We start from the raw sequence: 16,371 nt of genomic DNA on the forward strand, positions 1-16,371 counted from the left end.
ATTTCCTCCTGCAGACCATTGCCAATGGCGCGCCCCCGGGATAGAATATGTACGTTTTGTGACGAATGCCTTTCAGCGGAGTGTTCATGCTGTTCGACGACATGCGGTCCCTTCTGGCGCGGGCCGAAAACATCGCCATTATCGGAGCCAAGGACAAGCCCGGCTCTCCCGTAGATCATGTAGGGCGCTATCTGCTCAATGCCGGCTACAACATTCAGCCCGTGCATCCCGTCCGTCGTCAGGCCTGGGGCATTCCCACCGTGCGCAGCATCACGGAGCTTCCCTCCATAGGCTTTGCGCCGGACATCATCTGCCTTTTCCGCGCCCCCGAGTACTGCGAGGCGCACGCCCGCGAAACGCTCACGCTTCCGCGCCTGCCCATGATTTTCTGGATGCAGGAGGGAATACGCAGCCCCGGGGCAGGCAGGCTCATGGCCGAAGCGGGCGTGAAGGTGGTGGAAGACCGCTGCCTTGAGACCGTGCACGCCGCGCTTTTCGACGATGTCACCGAAACGTTTTCCTGTACGCGCTGCGGCAAGTGCTGCGAGGGGCGCGGAGGCATTGTGGTGGGGCCGCGGGATCTGCCGCGTCTTTGCGAGCATTTCCATCTTGCAGCCGACGAATTTCTTGCCCGCTATACCGAGAACATGGGCGGCAAGCCCGTGCTGAAGTGCGGCGACGACGGCTTTTGCCTGTTCTTCCGTGCCGGAAAGGGGTGTGAGATACACCCTGCCCGACCTGCCGTGTGTCGTGCCTGGCCGTTTTTCCGCGGCAATCTGGTGGACAGGGTGAGCTTTGAGATGGCCCGTGAGGACTGCCCCGGCATACGGCGCGAAGTCCCGCACGAGGCCTTTGCCCGCGAGGGCTTCCGGTATCTGAACGACTATCATCTGCGGGCCCGGGACGTTCAGCACGAGGGCCGCGCCCTCATTGTGGACGAGAGCGAACTGCCGTCCGGGGCGAAGGACTGAATTTTCCTTCCCGCTTTTCGGGAAGGGGCCGCCGAGCAGCGGCATGGAAGGGGTGGCCGCGGCGTCCTTGCGGGCGCGGCGGACGGAGGTTTTAACCCGGGGGAGGTCGCCCGTGCGACGGCTTCGCTCAGCATGAACGCGACAAGCGTTCACGAGGAAGTCCGAGGGACGCAAGGTCCGCGGACGTTCACGCGCGCAAGCGCCAGAGGATTCTGATGAACATTCTGATTTTTGGCCCCAACGGCAGCGGCAAGGGCACGCAGGGCGCCCTTCTTATGGAAAAGTACGGCATTCAGCACATCGAATCCGGGGCCGTTTTCCGTCAGCACATCGGCAACGGCACGGAACTGGGCAAGAAGGCCAAGGCCTACATCGACAAGGGCGAACTCGTGCCGGACGACATCACCATTCCCATGGTGCTGGATATCCTCAAGAGTCAGGGCAACAAGGGCTGGCTGCTGGACGGCTTCCCCCGCAACATGGAGCAGGCCCGCAAGCTCGACGAAGCCCTCAAGTCCGAAGGCATGAAGCTCGACTATGTGGTGGAAATCCTTCTTCCCCGCAAGGTCGCCCGTGAGCGCATCATGGGTCGCCGCCTCTGCGTGAACAACAACAACCATCCCAACAACATCTTCATCGACGCCATCAAGCCGAACGGCGACGTGTGCCGCGTCTGCGGCGGCGCGCTGAAGACCCGTGCCGACGATCAGGACGAGGCCGCCATCAACAAGCGCCACGACATCTATTACGATGAAAAGAACGGCACCCTTGCCGCGGCCCACTACTTCAAGGATCTGGCCGCAAAGGGCGACACCACCTACATCACCCTCGACGGCAGCGGCACCATCGAAGCCATCCGCGAGGAGCTGCTTTCCAAGCTGAAGTAGCTCTTCGGCTTTTGCCGGGCGCATTCACGGAGCCGGAAGGAGCGATCCTTCCGGCCCTTTTCGTGTGCAGGCATGAAAAAAGGGCCTCTTCCGCAAGCTCGGAAGGGGCCCTTCTGATCAGATGGACGTCGCCGTTACTTCACGCAGGCGGCGGGCTTGGGGGCGCTCAGGCTGCCGGTTCTTGCAAAGTGCAGGAACAGCGCGAGGCAGCAGAGGGAAACCACGATGCCGATGATGGTGGACGCTTCCATGGAAAGGCGGAAGCCGATGGGAGCGTAGCAGATGTAGGCCGTGCACACCGTGGTCATGAACACCGCAGGAACGCTGGTGATCCAGTGCAGGCGGCCGTGTCTGGCCAGCCACACGGAGAAGGCCCACAGGCTCACGCAGGACATGGTCTGGTTGGCCCAGCCGAAGTATCTCCAGATGATGGGGAAGTCGAGCAGGGTAAGGGCCACGCCGCCGCAGAACAGCGGAATGGCGGTAAGGATGCGCTTTGTGACGCTCTTCTGGTCGATGTGGAAGCGGTCGGCCAGCATGCCGCGCGCGGCGCGGAAGGCCGTGTCGCCGGTGCTGATGGGCAGCAGCACCACGCCGAGAATGGCGAGCAGGCCGCCCACGGGACCGAGCAGCGTAATGGCGATCTGCTGAACCACCACGGTAGGAGCGCCCTTGGGACCCATGGCCGCGGAAAGCGTGGCGGCATCGGGGTAGAAGGAGAGCGCAAGCGTGGCCCAGATGAGGCCGAGCACACCTTCGGTGATCATGGCGCCGTAGAAGACGCGGCGGCCCTGCTTTTCACTGGTCATGCAGCGGGCGCGCAGCGGGGACTGCGTGGCGTGGAAGCCGGAAATGGCGCCGCAGGCAATGGTGATGAACAGGATGGGCCACACCGGCGTGCCGGAAGGATGCACGTTGGTGAAGAAGTCCGTGTTGGGCAGTATGGCGTATCCCTTGACGAACAGCGCCACGATGAGTCCCAGGGCCATGAAAATGAGCATGACGCCCACGATGGGATAGAAGCGGCTGACGATGCGGTCAAAGGGAATGATGGTGGCCACGAAGTAGTAGGCGAAAATGAGCACGCTCCACGCCAGCGTGGGGGCCGACGGGAACAGGTTGGTGAGAAAATGCGGGAACAGGCTGGCCAGCAGGGCGGCCGGAGCCAGCACGAAGGTGGCTCCCACCATGACCATGAAAATGACGGTGAAGCATTCCATGAAAATTCGCACGCCCGAGCCAAGGTTGCGGCCGATGATCTCGGGGTAGCTTATGCCGTCTTCCCGTATGGAAATCATGCCGGCGATGTAGTCGTGCACCGCGCCGGCGAAAATGGAGCCGAAGACCACCCACAGCAGGGCCACGGGGCCGTACAGGGCGCCGAGAATGGTGCCGATGACGGGACCGAGGCCGGCAATGTTGATCATCTGGCTCATGTAGAGCTTCCAGAGGGGCATGGGTTCGAAGTCCACGCCGTCTCTTCTGGTCATGACGGGAGTTTTCCGGGACGCATCGGCCCCGAACACGCGTTCCACAAAGGCGCCGTACACCGCGTAACCTGCAATGAGCAGCGCACAGCAGCCGAAGAAATAAAGGGTGCCAAGCATAACAGTTCCGGCTTTCGCCGGTCCTCCAGTGCCCTCTCCAAAGGGCGGGCTTGTCCGCGGCGCTCTGCGGCCGCGGGAAAACGGAATCGTTCCGCCGGGGGAAACGGCGGAACAGGGATGGCCTGACAGGGATGCGGGCGGACTCCTCCGCCGTGGGCTCCTTGCCGGCATACCCGGCCTGTGCCTTGCCGTGCAGGGAGAACCGCAATTCCCTGACACGGGGTAGGTTTTGAACCTTGCTCCTGTGGCGGAAGATTGTCAACCTGCTAAATTTGATACGTTTTTGTTTTATTTTGTGTGTCTTTGACATTGTGCAGAATCCGAGAGTCCTGCACGAATCGGAAGTCCGCCGCAGGCAGCCCGGAGACACGGAAAAAAACGGGGGACATTTTGCCTCGCTCCGGCCTGGGGCATGAAAAATGGATTGACAGAAGGCTGCGCCGATGAAATTCTTTTTGTGTGCCCCTTGTGCTTCAAGGGTGCTACGGTTCCGGCTTTCGTCGGCCCGGCATTCCGGCGCCCGGCGCCGGCCACGGACTGAAACAGCACTGGTTCAAGGAGATTGTCATGAAGTTTGATCTGGTCATTCATGTAAACACCAACGATCCCAACGTGTTCAGCCTGGCGTTCAGTCAGGCCGCCAACTACAAGAAGGAAGCGCTGCTCAAGCGCCATAAGATTTCCCCTCAGGACATTGCCGCCAAGGCCGGATTCATGGCTCTGGAAGAGCCGGAAACCTTCAAGCTCGTCATGGTTGTCAACGGTCCTGCGGTGCAGCAGCTCGTGAAGGAGAACACCGAACTTCTGGGCAAGGCGCAGAATGCCGTGGCCAACGGTCTCAAGATTCACGTGGGGCAGTGCGCCATGAATTCCTACCACGTGGAAAAGGACATGCTCTGGTCGTTTGTGGAAGTGGTGCCTTCCGCCACGCTTGACCTCGTTCAGCTGCAGAATTCCGGCTTTGCCTACATGAAGGTGTAAGTCCACTCCATGGATGGTTCACGGGCGGAGGAGCGCGGCTCTTCCGCCTTTTTTCGTGTCTTTTTCGGGCCGCGAGATGCGGAGCGCGAGGCGTCGTGCCCGGCATGCGGCAGAAATGCGGAGGCATGAGCGCCCGGGCAGAGGCGCGGCACCGGGCCCGGGAGGGGCGCGCGTTGTTTCTGATCCGGCAGGAGGGGCGTTGCCCTGCCTCGGGCAGCGCCGTTTTTGCCGGGTTCCGGCCGGAAGCGGCGGTCGGCAGCGCTTTCCGGAAGGACTCACGGAACGCAAAAAGGGCGTCGCTCCTGAAGAAGCGACGCCCTCATGGTCATGACGTTTCAGGCTCAGGCGATGGAAGAGCCGCTCGGCGCGTCGGCCGTGAGCAGGGAGAGTCCGCCGTCGAATTCCGCGGTGAGAATCATGCCCTGCGATTCAAGGCCGCGCAGCTTGCGGGGCGGCAGGTTGGCCACCACCACGACCTTCCTGCCCACAAGATCTTCGGGCTTGAAGTGGGCGGCGATGCCGGAGACGATCTGGCGCGGCTTTTCCTCGCCGAGATCCACGTCGAAGCGCAGCAGCTTGTCGGCGTTGGGATGCTGTTCCGCGGCAAGAATGGTGCCTATGCGCAGATCGAGCTTCTGGAAGTCGGTGAACTCGATGGGCGCCTTGGGGCCGGTTTCCGCAGGCGCGGCCTTGGGAGCGGGAGCCTTCTTTTCCTTCTTCGGCTTGGCGGGCGCTTCTTCCTTTTCCATTTCAAGGCGGGGGAAGAGATTGGAGGAAGAGGCGATTTCAAGGCCGGTGCGAAGGTGCATTCTGTAGTGCAGAACGTCGTTCAGCGCGGCTTCGGAAAGCGGGCCCTGAGGACGGCCGAGCTGGGCCTGCATGGTGGCGGAAGAGGCGGGCATGATGGGCCAGATGAGATAGGCCACCTTGTACATGTTTTCCAGAAGCGTGCGGATGACGGTGCCGAGGCGTTCGGTGTCGCCGCTCTTGGCAAGGGTCCAGGGGGCCTGTTCGTCCACGTACTTGTTCATGGCGCGTATGGCGGTCCACAGCGCGTCGAGAGCCTGCGAGAAGCGAAGCTCGCCGAAGAGCTGCACGAAGTTGGCGGCGGCGTTGTCCGTGGTTTCGGAAAGAATGTCGTCGGCCTCGAGCTGGTTGCCGAGAGCGGGAACCTTGCTTTCGAAGTACTTGGCGTTCATGGAGAGCACGCGGCTGAACAGGTTGCCGAGGTCGTTGGCGAGGTCGGCATTCACGCGGGTGATGATGGCTTCGGGGGAATAGGAGGCGTCGGAGCCGAAGTTCATTTCGCGCAGCAGGAAATAGCGGAAGGCGTCGAGGCCGAAGTGCTCGGCGGCCTTGAGCGGATCGACCACGTTGCCGAGGGACTTGGACATCTTGGTGTCCTTGACGAGCCAGTAGCCGTGCACGTTGAGGTGTTTGTAGAGCGGCAGACCCGCGGCCATGAGCATGGTGGGCCAGAAGATGCCGTGGGGCTTCAGAATGTCCTTGGCCACCAGATGTTCGCCGGGCCAGTATTTTCTGTAGTTGCCGGACTCGTCGTTTTCATTGTCGGGCCAGCCGAGGGCCGTGATGTAGTTGGCGAGCGCGTCGAACCACACGTAGCTCACGTAGTCCTTGTCGAAGGGGAGTTCTATGCCCCAGGTGAGGCGGGACTTGGGACGGGAGATGCACAGATCTTCCAGCACGCCGCCTTCCAGCATGGCGAGCGCTTCGTTGCGGTAGCGTTCGGGACGGATGAAGTCGGGATGGTCGAGAATGTACTGGCGAAGCGCATCCTGATATTTGGACATCTTGAAGAAGTAGTTCTTCTCGCTGATGTACTCGGGCTTGGTCAGGTGCTGGGGGCAGAGGCCGTTTTCCAGTTCCTTTTCGGTGTAGAAGCGCTCGCAGCCGTAGCAGTAGTGGCCGCCGTATTCGCCGAAGTAGATGTCGCCCTTGTCGTAGAGGCGCTGCAGGAGCACCTGCACGGCCTTCTTGTGCTCGGGATCGGTGGTGCGGATGAATCCGTCGTTTTCAATGCCGAGCTGGGGCCAGAGGTTGCGGAACACGCTGGAAATGTCGTCCACGAAGGCCTGCGGCGTCACGCCCGCGGCGGTGGCGGCCTTGACTATCTTGTCGCCGTGTTCGTCGGTGCCGGTCTGCATTCTGGCGTCTTCACCGAGCATTTTGTGGAAGCGCTTGAGCGTGTCGGCCACGATGGTGGAATACGCGTGACCCAGATGAGGGCGCGCGTTGACATAGTAGATGGGCGTGGTGATGTAGTAGCTTTTCACGACAACTCCTGCTGAAAGAGCGTTGATTCTTGGTCGTTCTCTGGAGCGACGGGGCGTTCGGGCCTGTCGCTCCGCGAAAAAAAGGCATGGAGGCCGGACAGTCAGGACTTCTCCTGCTCCGCCGCATGTTCGGGCGCGCTTTTCTGCTCGCGCCCCGGACGGGGACGGCGGCTTTTGTCGTGCGCTTCCTGGTGGTGATGCGGACGCTTGCGACGGTGCGTGGCCTCTTCGGAATTCATCATGCTGGGCTCGTGGGACACGGGCGCGGCGGACTCGTCCCCGGGATCGAGTTCGGCCAGATCGTCGTCCAGCGTTTCGGGCGCGGCGGAAACCACCATCATGCCGCTTGCAGCCTGCGTCTTCTGCTCCTTGCCGGAAGGAGAGGAGGGGCCTTCGGTGCGGGTGGGCTTGAGCGCCTGCCAGTCCTCGAGGCTCATTTCCGTTTCCTGTCCGCCGTCGGGCAGCACCACCACGGAGTTGCGGAACATGTTGCTGCGCAGCACTCTCATGGGGCCTTCGGTGGTCTGGTAGCGCTTGCCGAGTCTCGGGCAGCTTCTGTGAAAGGCGTCGTAGTTTTCCTGCTCGTAGCTCAGGCAGCACAGAAGGCGTCCGCAGATGCCGGAAATCTTGGCGGGATTGAGAAAGAGGTTCTGTTCCTTGGCCATTTTTATGGTCACGGGGGCGAACTTGTGCAGGTAGCGGCGGCAGCAGCACACCATGCCGCAGTTGCCGAGCGCGCCGAGCATCTGGGTTTCGTGGCGCACGCCTATCTGACGCAGTTCTATGCGGGTGCCGTACTGCCGCACCAGATCCTTCACCAGGTCGCGGAAGTCGATGCGCGTGGGCGCGGTGAAAAAGAAGACCATCTTGCTGCGGTCGAAGAGAATCTCCACGTCCACGAGCTTCATGTCGAGCCTGCGGTCCGCGATGCAGCGGCGGCAGAACTGATAGGCTTCCCGGGAGAGCACGGCGTTGTCCTGTGCGGCCATGCGCTCCTCTTCGGTGGCGCGCCGGGCCGAGGGCATGGGGGCGGCGTCCGCCTCTTCCTGTCCGTCGTCGTCGGAGTTCAGGCCGCTCATGCTCTCCACGGCCACGTTGGCCGCCTTGAGCACGCGTTCCATGTCTTCCTGCCAGGGCCGCTGCCAGACCACCTGACCGCAGTTCAGGCCGCGTTCCGTCATGACCATGGCGCTGTCGCCCACGGCAAGGGGCGCGTCGTCCCCGGTGTCGTGCAGGCAGGCGAGCACCTGTCCGTAGCGGCTGAAGCGTATGCCTATCGTCTGTTTCATAAGCGCGAAAAAAAGTTTTGAGGATGAAAAAAGGCGGGCCTGGCCCGCTGGGAATCTTTTGGAAGATATCCTTCCGGGAAAACACTTGTCAATGCCCGAAAGTCCGGGCGGCGCGCCGTTTGCGGCCTCAAGGACGGGCTGTCATCTCCGCGCCGGCCCGACGCCGTTTCCGGCAGGGAGGGCGCAGGTGCGCGGGAGAGGCCGGATGCGAAGAAAGGCGGCAGGTTCCTGCCGCCTTTCGGTAACGAGGTCAGCTTTTGCCCCCGGAGGGAGCGGCGGGAGAGGTGATGGTCACCTCGTGCGTGATGGTCGCCTCTCCGTGCGCAGGCACCTCAAGTCTCCACTCGTAGCAGGAGCGCTCCTCGCTGAATTCGGCTGCGGGCCTGCTCTTCGTCTTCACGTTCATGGAGGCGTCGCGCAGTATGGGGGCGGCGCTTTCCGCGCACACGTCCACGGCGCGGTCGTGACCGTTTGCAATGTCCGTTCTCCAGCTCCACTGTCTGGTCCTTGCCGTGACCGGAACGTCCGTGTCCTTTGCGCTCAGCTCATGCGTCTTCAGGGTCACGAGCTGATCCACGCCGAAGAAGATCTCCTTCTGTCCGGCGTTCAGGCGGAAGAGTCCGCGCGCGTTTTCCGTGCCGTTCACAAGAAAAAGCGCCTGTCCCGAGGGCAGAAGCGGCACCTGCTCCGAGGCGAGGGTTGCCGTGAAGAACGCCCTCGAATCCTGAAGCGGGCGCACGAGGCGGCAGAATGAGGCCGGAAATTCATGGGCGGCGACAAGGCGCGTGATCCGTCCTTCGGCAGGGACGTCCATGCGACCGAGGGACCAGCGAAGGCCCGTGGCGTGGTTCTGCACCGCCGCGCTTTTTGCGTCCGCGGCCCTTGCGGCCATGAGGTTGGCCGGGCGCATGACGGGCCGCTCTTCGCCCTCGATCCACGAGGGAAGCGCGGGCGGCTCCACGCTGTGCAGATCTTCGGCGGAGGCGAGCGTCACGTCCACGTCCGTCCAGTCCGCGCCGCTGTCCTGACGCATGACGGCGTTCATGGCCACGCGCACCAGCCCCGTTTCTTCTTCGGCCGTCACGCGGTACGACGGCTGCCAGGAAGCGCCGGGCAGAAAATACGTCCAGCGCGCCGTCACCGGGCCCTTGCCGTCGATGACGAGGGCGCATTCCTGCACGGCGGCATTGTGCTTGCCGAGCGCCTCCATGCGCGCCTCGAGCTTTTTCATGTCCTTTTCCAGCGCTCTTTTGCGCGCGGCGAGCGCCGTTTCCCGCTGAGCCAGGCCGTCAAGGCGCGTTCTGCTTTCCTCGGCCTGCGCGTTCAGCGCCTGCAGGTCGCCGGGCTGGAGGGACACGGGCGGATCGGACCAGAAGCGGCGCTCGAAGGACAGCGTCTCCCGCTCGGCGGCCACGCGGGAGAGCTCCGCGCGTAGACTTTCCATGTCGCCCTCAAGCGCCTCCATGGCCGGGGAGGGGGAGCTTCCAGTCTTGAGGCGCGATTCCAGCACGACGCCGGAGGACAGGGAAACGGAAAGACTCTCCGCATCCGCGCCCGCGGGCAGGGTGAGAACGACGTCCTTTTCCGGCCTTACGGTCTCCTCTTCCGTGACGAGCGCGCCTGCCGGGTACAGGGTGACGGAAACGGGCCGCGCCTGCGCGGGCAGAACAGCGGTCAGAACCAGTGCTGCGGGAAGAAGGAGACGGAGTTTCATGTTCAGTCCTCGCTTTGGATGGCCTTCAGGAAGTCGCGGCGCTTCTTCCGCTCTTCCACAAGAAACGCGCCGGTGATGGACGCGGGATTCTGCATGATTTCCTCGGGCGTGCCGGAAGCGATGATGGTGCCGCCGTTTTCGCCGCCGCCGGGACCGAGGTCCAGAATGTGGTCGGCGGAAAGGATGACGTCGGTGTTGTGCTCGATGACCACCACCGTGGCCCCGCGGTCCACGAGCCGGTGCAGCACGCTGATGAGCTTGCCTACCTCGTGCATATGCAGGCCGGTGGTGGGCTCGTCGAGAATGTAGAGGGTGCGCGGCAGGGACTTTTTGCCGAGCTCGCGGGAAATCTTGATGCGCTGGGCCTCGCCGCCCGAGAGCGTGGTGGCCGCCTGGCCGAGGCGTATGTAGCCGAGACCCACGTCTTCGAGCACGCCGAGCCTGCGTTCGAGCGCGGGGTAGCTTGAGAAGAACTCCCGGGCCTCGCGCACGGTAAGGTCGAGCACTTCGGAGATGTTGAGGTCCTTGTAGCGTACTTCCAGCGTCTCTCTGTTGAAGCGGCGCCCCTTGCACACGTCGCAGGTGACGAAGATGTCGGGCAGAAAGTGCATTTCCACGCGTATCTGGCCGTCGCCCTTGCAGGTTTCGCAGCGGCCGCCGGACACGTTGAAGCTGAAGCGGCTTGCGGTGTAGCCGCGTTTCTTCGCGTCCGGAGTCATGGCGAATATCTTGCGTATGTCGTCGAACACCTTGGTGTAGGTGGCGGGGTTGGATCGCGGCGTACGTCCGATGGGCGTCTGATCAATGGACACGATGCGCTCTATCTGGTCGAGTCCCTCCATGCCCTTCATGGGGCCGGGCTGCTCGGTGCGCAGGCCGCAGTGACGCGCCACGCGGCGGTAGAGCGTGTCGATGACGAGCGAGCTTTTGCCCGAGCCGGATACGCCGGTCACGCAGGTGAGAACGCCCAGGGGAATGGCGCAGTCGATGTTCTTGAGGTTGTTGGTGGTCACGCCGCGCATGGTGAGAAACTTGTCGGACGTTCTCCGGCTTTCCGGCACGGGAATGGAAAGGTCGCCGCGCAGGTAGCGCGCAGTGAGCGTGTCGGAATGTTTGATGAGCTCCTTTACCGTGCCTGCGAACACGAGTTCGCCGCCCTGCGAGCCGGAGCCCGGACCCATTTCAAGCACGGTGTCGGCCTCGCAGATGGTGGCTTCGTCGTGTTCCACCACGAGCACGGTGTTGCCGCGTTTCTGCAGGCTGCGCAGGGTGCGTATGAGCCTTTCGTTGTCGCGCGGGTGCAGGCCTATGGAAGGTTCGTCGAGCACGTAGGTCACGCCCACAAGGCCGGAGCCGAGCTGTGAGGCGAGCCGTATGCGCTGGGCCTCGCCGCCGGAAAGCGTGACCATGGAGCGGCCGAGCGTGAGGTATTCGAGCCCCACGTTCACCATGAAGCCGAGGCGGAAGGTAAGTTCCTTCACGAGCGGCTCGGCAATGAGGGCGTGGCGTCCCGTGAAGGTGAGTCCCTTCACCCATTCGAGAGCGCGTTCGATGGAAAGGTTGCAGAATTCCTCGATGTTGAGGCCGTTCACGCGCACGGAAAGGGCTTCCCTGCGGAGGCGCGTGCCGTGACAGGTGGGGCACTCCACCTCGTAGCTGTAGCGGCTCAGAATGTCGCTCCAGGCGTCGCCCCGCTTCATGCGCTGTTCGAGCAGGTACATGACGCCCGGCCAGTGCGAGGTGGAAAGCGGTTCCTCGCCCTCGTCGCGGTTGAGGCTCGTGCCGCCCATGAAGTTGCGCCGCAGGCTTCCCGTGCGGGTGATGCCGCCCGCCTCGCCGTTGAAGAGCGCCTTTTTGGCCTTGTCGGAAAAGTCCTTGAGCGGCGTGTCCATGGTAAAGCCCTGCCGCTCGCCGAGGGCTTCGAGGGCCTTGCCTATCTTGGCCATGAAGTAGGGCGAGGAGAAGGGGGCGAGGGCGCCCTTTCTGAGCGAGAGCGATTCGTCCGGGGCGATGAGGCCCTCGTCGAAGGCCACCACCGTGCCTATGCCGAGGCACTGGGGACAGGCGCCCTGCGGGCTGTTGAAGGAAAAGAGCTGCGGCGAGGGAATGGGCGCGGTCACGTGGCATTTCGGGCATACCGATTCCGTGGAGTGCACGATGTCGGGCTTTCCCGGCACGCTCACGATGACGCGGCCCTTGCCGTAGCGCAGGGCGAGTTCCACGGAGTCGGCAAGACGGGTGCGCATGTCGTCCTTGATGACGAGGCGGTCGACCACGAGATCTATGCTGTGCTTCTTGTTCTTGTCGAGCGCGGGCACTTCGTCCAGATTGTAAATCTGCGCCTCTTCGCCGAGCGTGGCGACGCGCACGCGCACGAAGCCTTCGGCGCGCAGCTTCTTGAACCGGTCGGCGTGCGTGCCCTTCTGCAGTTCCACGAGGGGAGCCATGAGCATGATGCGCTCTCCCTCGGGCATGTTCATGATGTCGGCAATGATTTCGTCGGAGGCGCGGGCCTCGATGGGCGCGCCGCAGTGCGGACAGTACACCTTGCCGAGTCTCGCGAAGAACACGCGCAGAAAGTCGTACACCTCCGTCACCGTGCCCACGGTGGAACGGGGATTGTGCGCGGTGGTCTGCTGTTCCAGGGAAATGGCCGGAGAAAGGCCTTCTATCTTGTCCACGAGGGGCTTGTCCATCTTGGGCAGGAACATTCTTGCGTAGGTGGAAAGCGATTCCACGTAGCGGCGCTGGCCTTCGGCGTACACGATGTCGAAGGCGAGGGTGGACTTGCCCGAGCCCGAGGGGCCGCAGACCACCACGAGCTGGTCGCGCGGAATGTCCACGCTGACGTTCTTGAGATTGTGCTGACGGGCCCCTTCGATATGGATGCAGGGGCCCTCGATCTTCTGGGGGGTCATGGTTGTCCTTGTTGTTCTTGAGGGGCGGAGTGCGCCCGGAAAAAAGCGTCGGATCAGCGCCGGCCCTTTTTCAGAATCGTGACGCGGCGCACCACGTTTTCATAATAGGGATCGTGCTCGTCGATGGCAACGGAACGCTTGCCGCGATTTTTCATGCGCATGAGAATGACGTCGAGCTTCTGCATCTGGCGCACCTTTTCCGCGCCTTCCTCGCAGTGCTCGAGCAGGTCGAGAATGGTGTTTATTTCCTTGCGGTCGGCGATTTCCGGCGGCAGATAGCCCGCGTTTTTGAGCACCTTGTAAGCCATGCGCAGTTCGCCCGGCACGGCGCTGTCGTCTTCGAGCTCAAGCGGCTTTCCTTCGCCGGGAAGATGATCGAAGGCGCCTTCCTTCTGGGCCGCCTGAATGCGGCGTTCGGCCTGAAAGGCCATGAAGTGCAGGAAATTTTCCGCCATGCTTCCTCCCTTGCGACACGGTTTTCCTATACCCCGGAGCCGGGGCTTTTTCAACGTCCGGAAAAGGGCGGGAGGAGCGCGGGAGCCTTGCGGCCTTTGCGGCGCACGGCGGGAGGGAAAGCGCCCGGCGCGTGCGGCGGAAGGCGCGTTTTTGGGAAAAAACGAGGCGGCGATCCCTGCAATGAGGGAAGGGATCGCCGCCAGGAAGGAGAGAAGAGGGGGAAATTCGTGCGGAAGGTCGGCATGCGCTCCCGGCCCGGGGGCGCGGCGCAGGTGCGTGCGCCTCTTCCGGGCTACCGGGAGAGATAGCGCCGGTAGTCGATGCCGTATTTCTTCATCTTGTAGTAGAAAATGCGGTAGGTGATGTCGATGTCGCGCGCGGCCTGATGGATGTTGCCGTGGCTGCGTACGAGGGCTTCTTCCAGACGTTTCTTTTCGAGCTGGCCGACCTCTTCGTGGAAGCCCAGGGGATGACGGGTCGTGTCGCGGGGAGCGTCGTCCATGTCCGTCGGACGCATGGCCGGAGGCAGATGGCAGGGGCACACGAGGTCGCCTTCGCACAGCAGAACGGCGCGTTCCATGGCGTTCTGCAGCTCGCGCACGTTGCCGGGCCAGTGCCAGGCGAGCAGTGCGTCGGCGGCCTGCGGGGAAAGACGGTGGGCCTGACGGCCGTAGCTGCGGGAGAAAAGATGCAGGAAATGTTCTGCAAGGGGCAGAATGTCGTCCTTTCTTTCGCGAAGAGGCGGCAGAAAGAGCGGGAACACGTTGATGCGGTAGTAGAGATCCTCGCGGAAGAGTCCCTTTTCCACCAGCTTTTCCAGAGGCTGATGGGTGGCGCATATGAGCCTGACGTCTACCTTGACGGGGCGTTCGCTGCCGAGGCGCACGATTTCGCGTTCCTGAATGGCGCGCAGCACCTTGGCCTGTGCGGGCAGGGAAAGATCGCCGATTTCGTCGAGAAAAAGGGTTCCCGTGTCGGCCTGTTCGAACACGCCGCGTCTTGACTGCTGGGCCCCGGTGAAGGCGCCCTTCTGCCAGCCGAACAGCTCGCCTTCCACAAGGTCGGCGGGCAGGGCGGCGCAGTTGAGACGTATGAACGGACGGGATGCGCGCGTGCTGCACTGATGGATGGCCGAGGCCATGAGCTCCTTGCCCGAACCTGATTCGCCGCGCAGAAGCACGGTGGTCTGACTCGGCGCCACCTGCGCCACGTGGTGGAGCACGTGATTCATGGACTTGGAGAGCACCACGATGGAGGGCATGGCCTGAAGCACGGAGGGCAGGGGTCTGTCGTCCTGACGCGTGTAGTGCGTGGCCTGACGCACCATGTCTTCCTGCAGACAGGCCACCTGATGGCCCACAAGGGAGGCTACAACTTCAAGCTCGCGGCAGCGCAGCACCAGCACTTCGTGGTCGGCCATGGGGGTGTCCACACTGAGCGTGCCCACGGTGACGCGGCCGGAATCGGGTTCGCCGGAACGCTTCTGCGTGGTGACGGGCACACAGATGAAGGCAAGGGTGCGGAGCTGCTCGTCGCTGCGTTCGAAGAGCCGGTTCAGAAAGTCGGGGTGATTCTTCATGCAGTCCACGATGATGGGCTTGCCGGAAGCGAACACCTGACCGGTGATGCCCTTGCCCGGAGCGTAGGTGAGGTGAGGAACCGAGGTCTGTCCTTCGGCCATGGACAGATGCAGGCTGCCGTTTTCCGGATTCTGAACCACGATGTGGGGGCGTTCAAAGGGCATGTCGCCGGCAAGAACGCCGAGCACGCGGTGCAGCACTTCCCGGAAGGGAAGCCCCGGTTCAAGGCAATGAACGATGTGGCGCAGGCAGTCCAGATAGGGCTCGAACGAGGAAGGGGAAAATTCGGGGTCGGACATGGGATTGATCCGTGGGGCGTCTGCCGCCCGTGAAAGAAGTTGCCGGCAGGAACATTCCTGCCGGATGACCGGACGCGGAGGCCGCTCCCGCGTCCGGCCGCGAGCTGATGCGTCAGCTCCTGACGTCTGCGAGCACGCGCTCGAGGCGTTCGAGCGCGGCGCGGGTGAGAGAAGGCGTGTTGAAGGCCGTAAGACGCACATAGCCTTCGCCGCTGGCGCCGAAGCCGACGCCCGGGGTGCAGACCACGGCGGCCTTTTCAAGCAGCAGGTCGAAGAAGGACCACGAATCCATGCCGCCCGGAGTTCTGAGCCACACGTAGGGGGAATGCACGCCGCCGAAGGCTTCAAGGCCGAGCTTTTCGCAGGTCTTCAGCATCATGTCCGCGTTGCCCTGATAAATGGCGAGAACGGCCTTCATCTGGGTTCTGGCCGGTTCCATGAACGCGGCTTCGGCGGCTCTCTGCACGATGTAGGGGCAGCCGTTGTACTTGGTGCACTGGCGGCGCAGCCATATATCGTGCAGATGCAGAACAGTGCCGTCTGCGGTTTTGGCCGTGATCTTTTTGGGAACCACGGCGTAGCCGCAGCGAAGGCCGGTGAAGCCCGCCGTCTTGGACAGGGAGCGGAACTCTACGGCCACTTCGTCCGCGCCGGGAATTTCGTAGATGCTGCGGGGGATGGACTCGTCGCGGATGAAGGCCTCATAGGCCGCGTCGAACATGATGAGCGAGTCGTTTTCGCGGGCGTAGTTCACCCACTTTTCAAGTTCCGTGCGGTCCAGCACCGTGCCGGTGGGGTTGTTGGGACTGCACAGATACACCACGTCCACGCGCTTTTCGGGAAGCGCGGGATGGAAGTTGTTTTCCTTCGTGCAGGGCAGGTACACGATGGAGCTCCAGCGTCCGTTTTCATGCACGCCGCCGCGTCCGGCCATGGCGTTGGAATCCTCGTACACGGGATAGACGGGGTCGGTGAGGGCGATGATGGAGTCTTCTCCGACGAGTTCATGGAAGTTGCCGACGTCGCTCTTCTCGCCGTCGCTGCTCAAGATTTCATCGGCGTCCAGCGACACGCCGCGGGAAAGGTAGTCGTGCTTGAGAATGGCCTCGCGGAGGAAGGCGTACCCCTGTTCCGGGCCGTAGCCGCGGAAGGTTTCGGCACGGCTCATTTCGTCCACGGCCTCGTGCAGGGCCTCGATGACGGCGGGAACGAGAGGCTGGGACACGTCGCCTATGCCGAGGCTGATGACGTCGGCCTCGGGATGGTTTTCCTTGTATACACGGACCCTGCGCGCGACCTCGCTGAACAGGTAGTTACCGGCAAGGCCCGCGTAGGCGGTGTTGATGCTGCGCATTGTTATGTTCTCCAGTAGTCC

11 protein-coding genes are annotated in these 16,371 nt (G+C 62.8%); 3 read left to right on the forward strand and 8 right to left on the reverse strand.

Features of this window, described 5'->3' with window-relative positions:
* The first annotated feature begins 86 nt into the window (after positions 1-86).
* Positions 87-971, forward strand: a complete 885-nt coding sequence (locus Q0J81_RS12270) for a CoA-binding protein (RefSeq protein ID WP_366937492.1) — start codon at positions 87-89, stop codon at positions 969-971.
* A 215-nt stretch (positions 972-1,186) separates the two neighbouring features.
* A complete protein-coding gene (locus tag Q0J81_RS00210) occupies positions 1,187-1,858 on the forward strand; it encodes an adenylate kinase (RefSeq protein WP_294445367.1) in 672 nt (223 codons plus the stop codon).
* Between the two features lie 134 nt (positions 1,859-1,992).
* Here Q0J81_RS00210 and Q0J81_RS00215 read toward each other — a convergent pair whose 3' ends face one another.
* Positions 1,993-3,465: a carbon starvation CstA family protein gene (locus tag Q0J81_RS00215; protein ID WP_294445368.1), complete on the reverse strand. Its 1,473-nt coding sequence runs from the start codon at positions 3,463-3,465 to the stop codon at positions 1,993-1,995.
* Positions 3,466-4,032: 567 nt separating this feature from the next.
* Between Q0J81_RS00215 and Q0J81_RS00220 the strand changes: the two genes are divergently transcribed.
* Positions 4,033-4,446 (forward strand): DsrE family protein, encoded by a 414-nt coding sequence (locus tag Q0J81_RS00220; protein WP_294445369.1) that lies wholly within the window; start codon positions 4,033-4,035, stop codon positions 4,444-4,446.
* A gap of 341 nt (positions 4,447-4,787) precedes the next feature.
* On the opposite strand, the gene metG is transcribed toward Q0J81_RS00220, so the two are convergent.
* The 7 genes from metG to Q0J81_RS00255 form a co-directional block, all read right to left on the reverse strand.
* Positions 4,788-6,740 carry a methionine--tRNA ligase gene (metG, locus tag Q0J81_RS00225; RefSeq protein WP_294445370.1) on the reverse strand — a complete coding sequence of 651 codons (1,953 nt, stop codon included), beginning with the start codon at positions 6,738-6,740 and terminating at the stop codon, positions 4,788-4,790.
* A 101-nt stretch (positions 6,741-6,841) separates the two neighbouring features.
* A complete protein-coding gene (gene ricT / locus Q0J81_RS00230; protein ID WP_294445371.1) occupies positions 6,842-8,029 on the reverse strand; it encodes a regulatory iron-sulfur-containing complex subunit RicT in 1,188 nt (395 codons plus the stop codon).
* 250 nt (positions 8,030-8,279) lie between these two features.
* On the reverse strand, positions 8,280-9,743 hold the full coding sequence (locus Q0J81_RS00235; protein ID WP_294445372.1) for a DUF4139 domain-containing protein: 1,464 nt from the start codon (positions 9,741-9,743) through the stop codon (positions 8,280-8,282).
* Positions 9,744-9,745: 2 nt separating this feature from the next.
* Positions 9,746-12,661 carry an excinuclease ABC subunit UvrA gene (gene uvrA / locus Q0J81_RS00240; protein ID WP_294445374.1) on the reverse strand — a complete coding sequence of 972 codons (2,916 nt, stop codon included), beginning with the start codon at positions 12,659-12,661 and terminating at the stop codon, positions 9,746-9,748.
* Positions 12,662-12,714: 53 nt separating this feature from the next.
* Complete coding sequence (locus tag Q0J81_RS00245) at positions 12,715-13,116, reverse strand: DnaJ family domain-containing protein (RefSeq protein WP_294445375.1); 402 nt, start codon at positions 13,114-13,116, stop codon at positions 12,715-12,717.
* A 293-nt stretch (positions 13,117-13,409) separates the two neighbouring features.
* The gene (locus tag Q0J81_RS00250) at positions 13,410-14,996 is read right to left on the reverse strand and encodes a sigma 54-interacting transcriptional regulator (RefSeq protein ID WP_294445376.1); all 1,587 of its coding nucleotides are present in this window, start codon (positions 14,994-14,996) and stop codon (positions 13,410-13,412) included.
* A 112-nt stretch (positions 14,997-15,108) separates the two neighbouring features.
* On the reverse strand, positions 15,109-16,350 hold the full coding sequence (locus Q0J81_RS00255) for an LL-diaminopimelate aminotransferase (protein ID WP_294445377.1): 1,242 nt from the start codon (positions 16,348-16,350) through the stop codon (positions 15,109-15,111).
* Positions 16,351-16,371: the final 21 nt, after the last annotated feature.

It is taken from the genome of uncultured Mailhella sp. (assembly GCF_944324575.1).
Classification (GTDB): domain Bacteria; phylum Desulfobacterota; class Desulfovibrionia; order Desulfovibrionales; family Desulfovibrionaceae; genus Mailhella.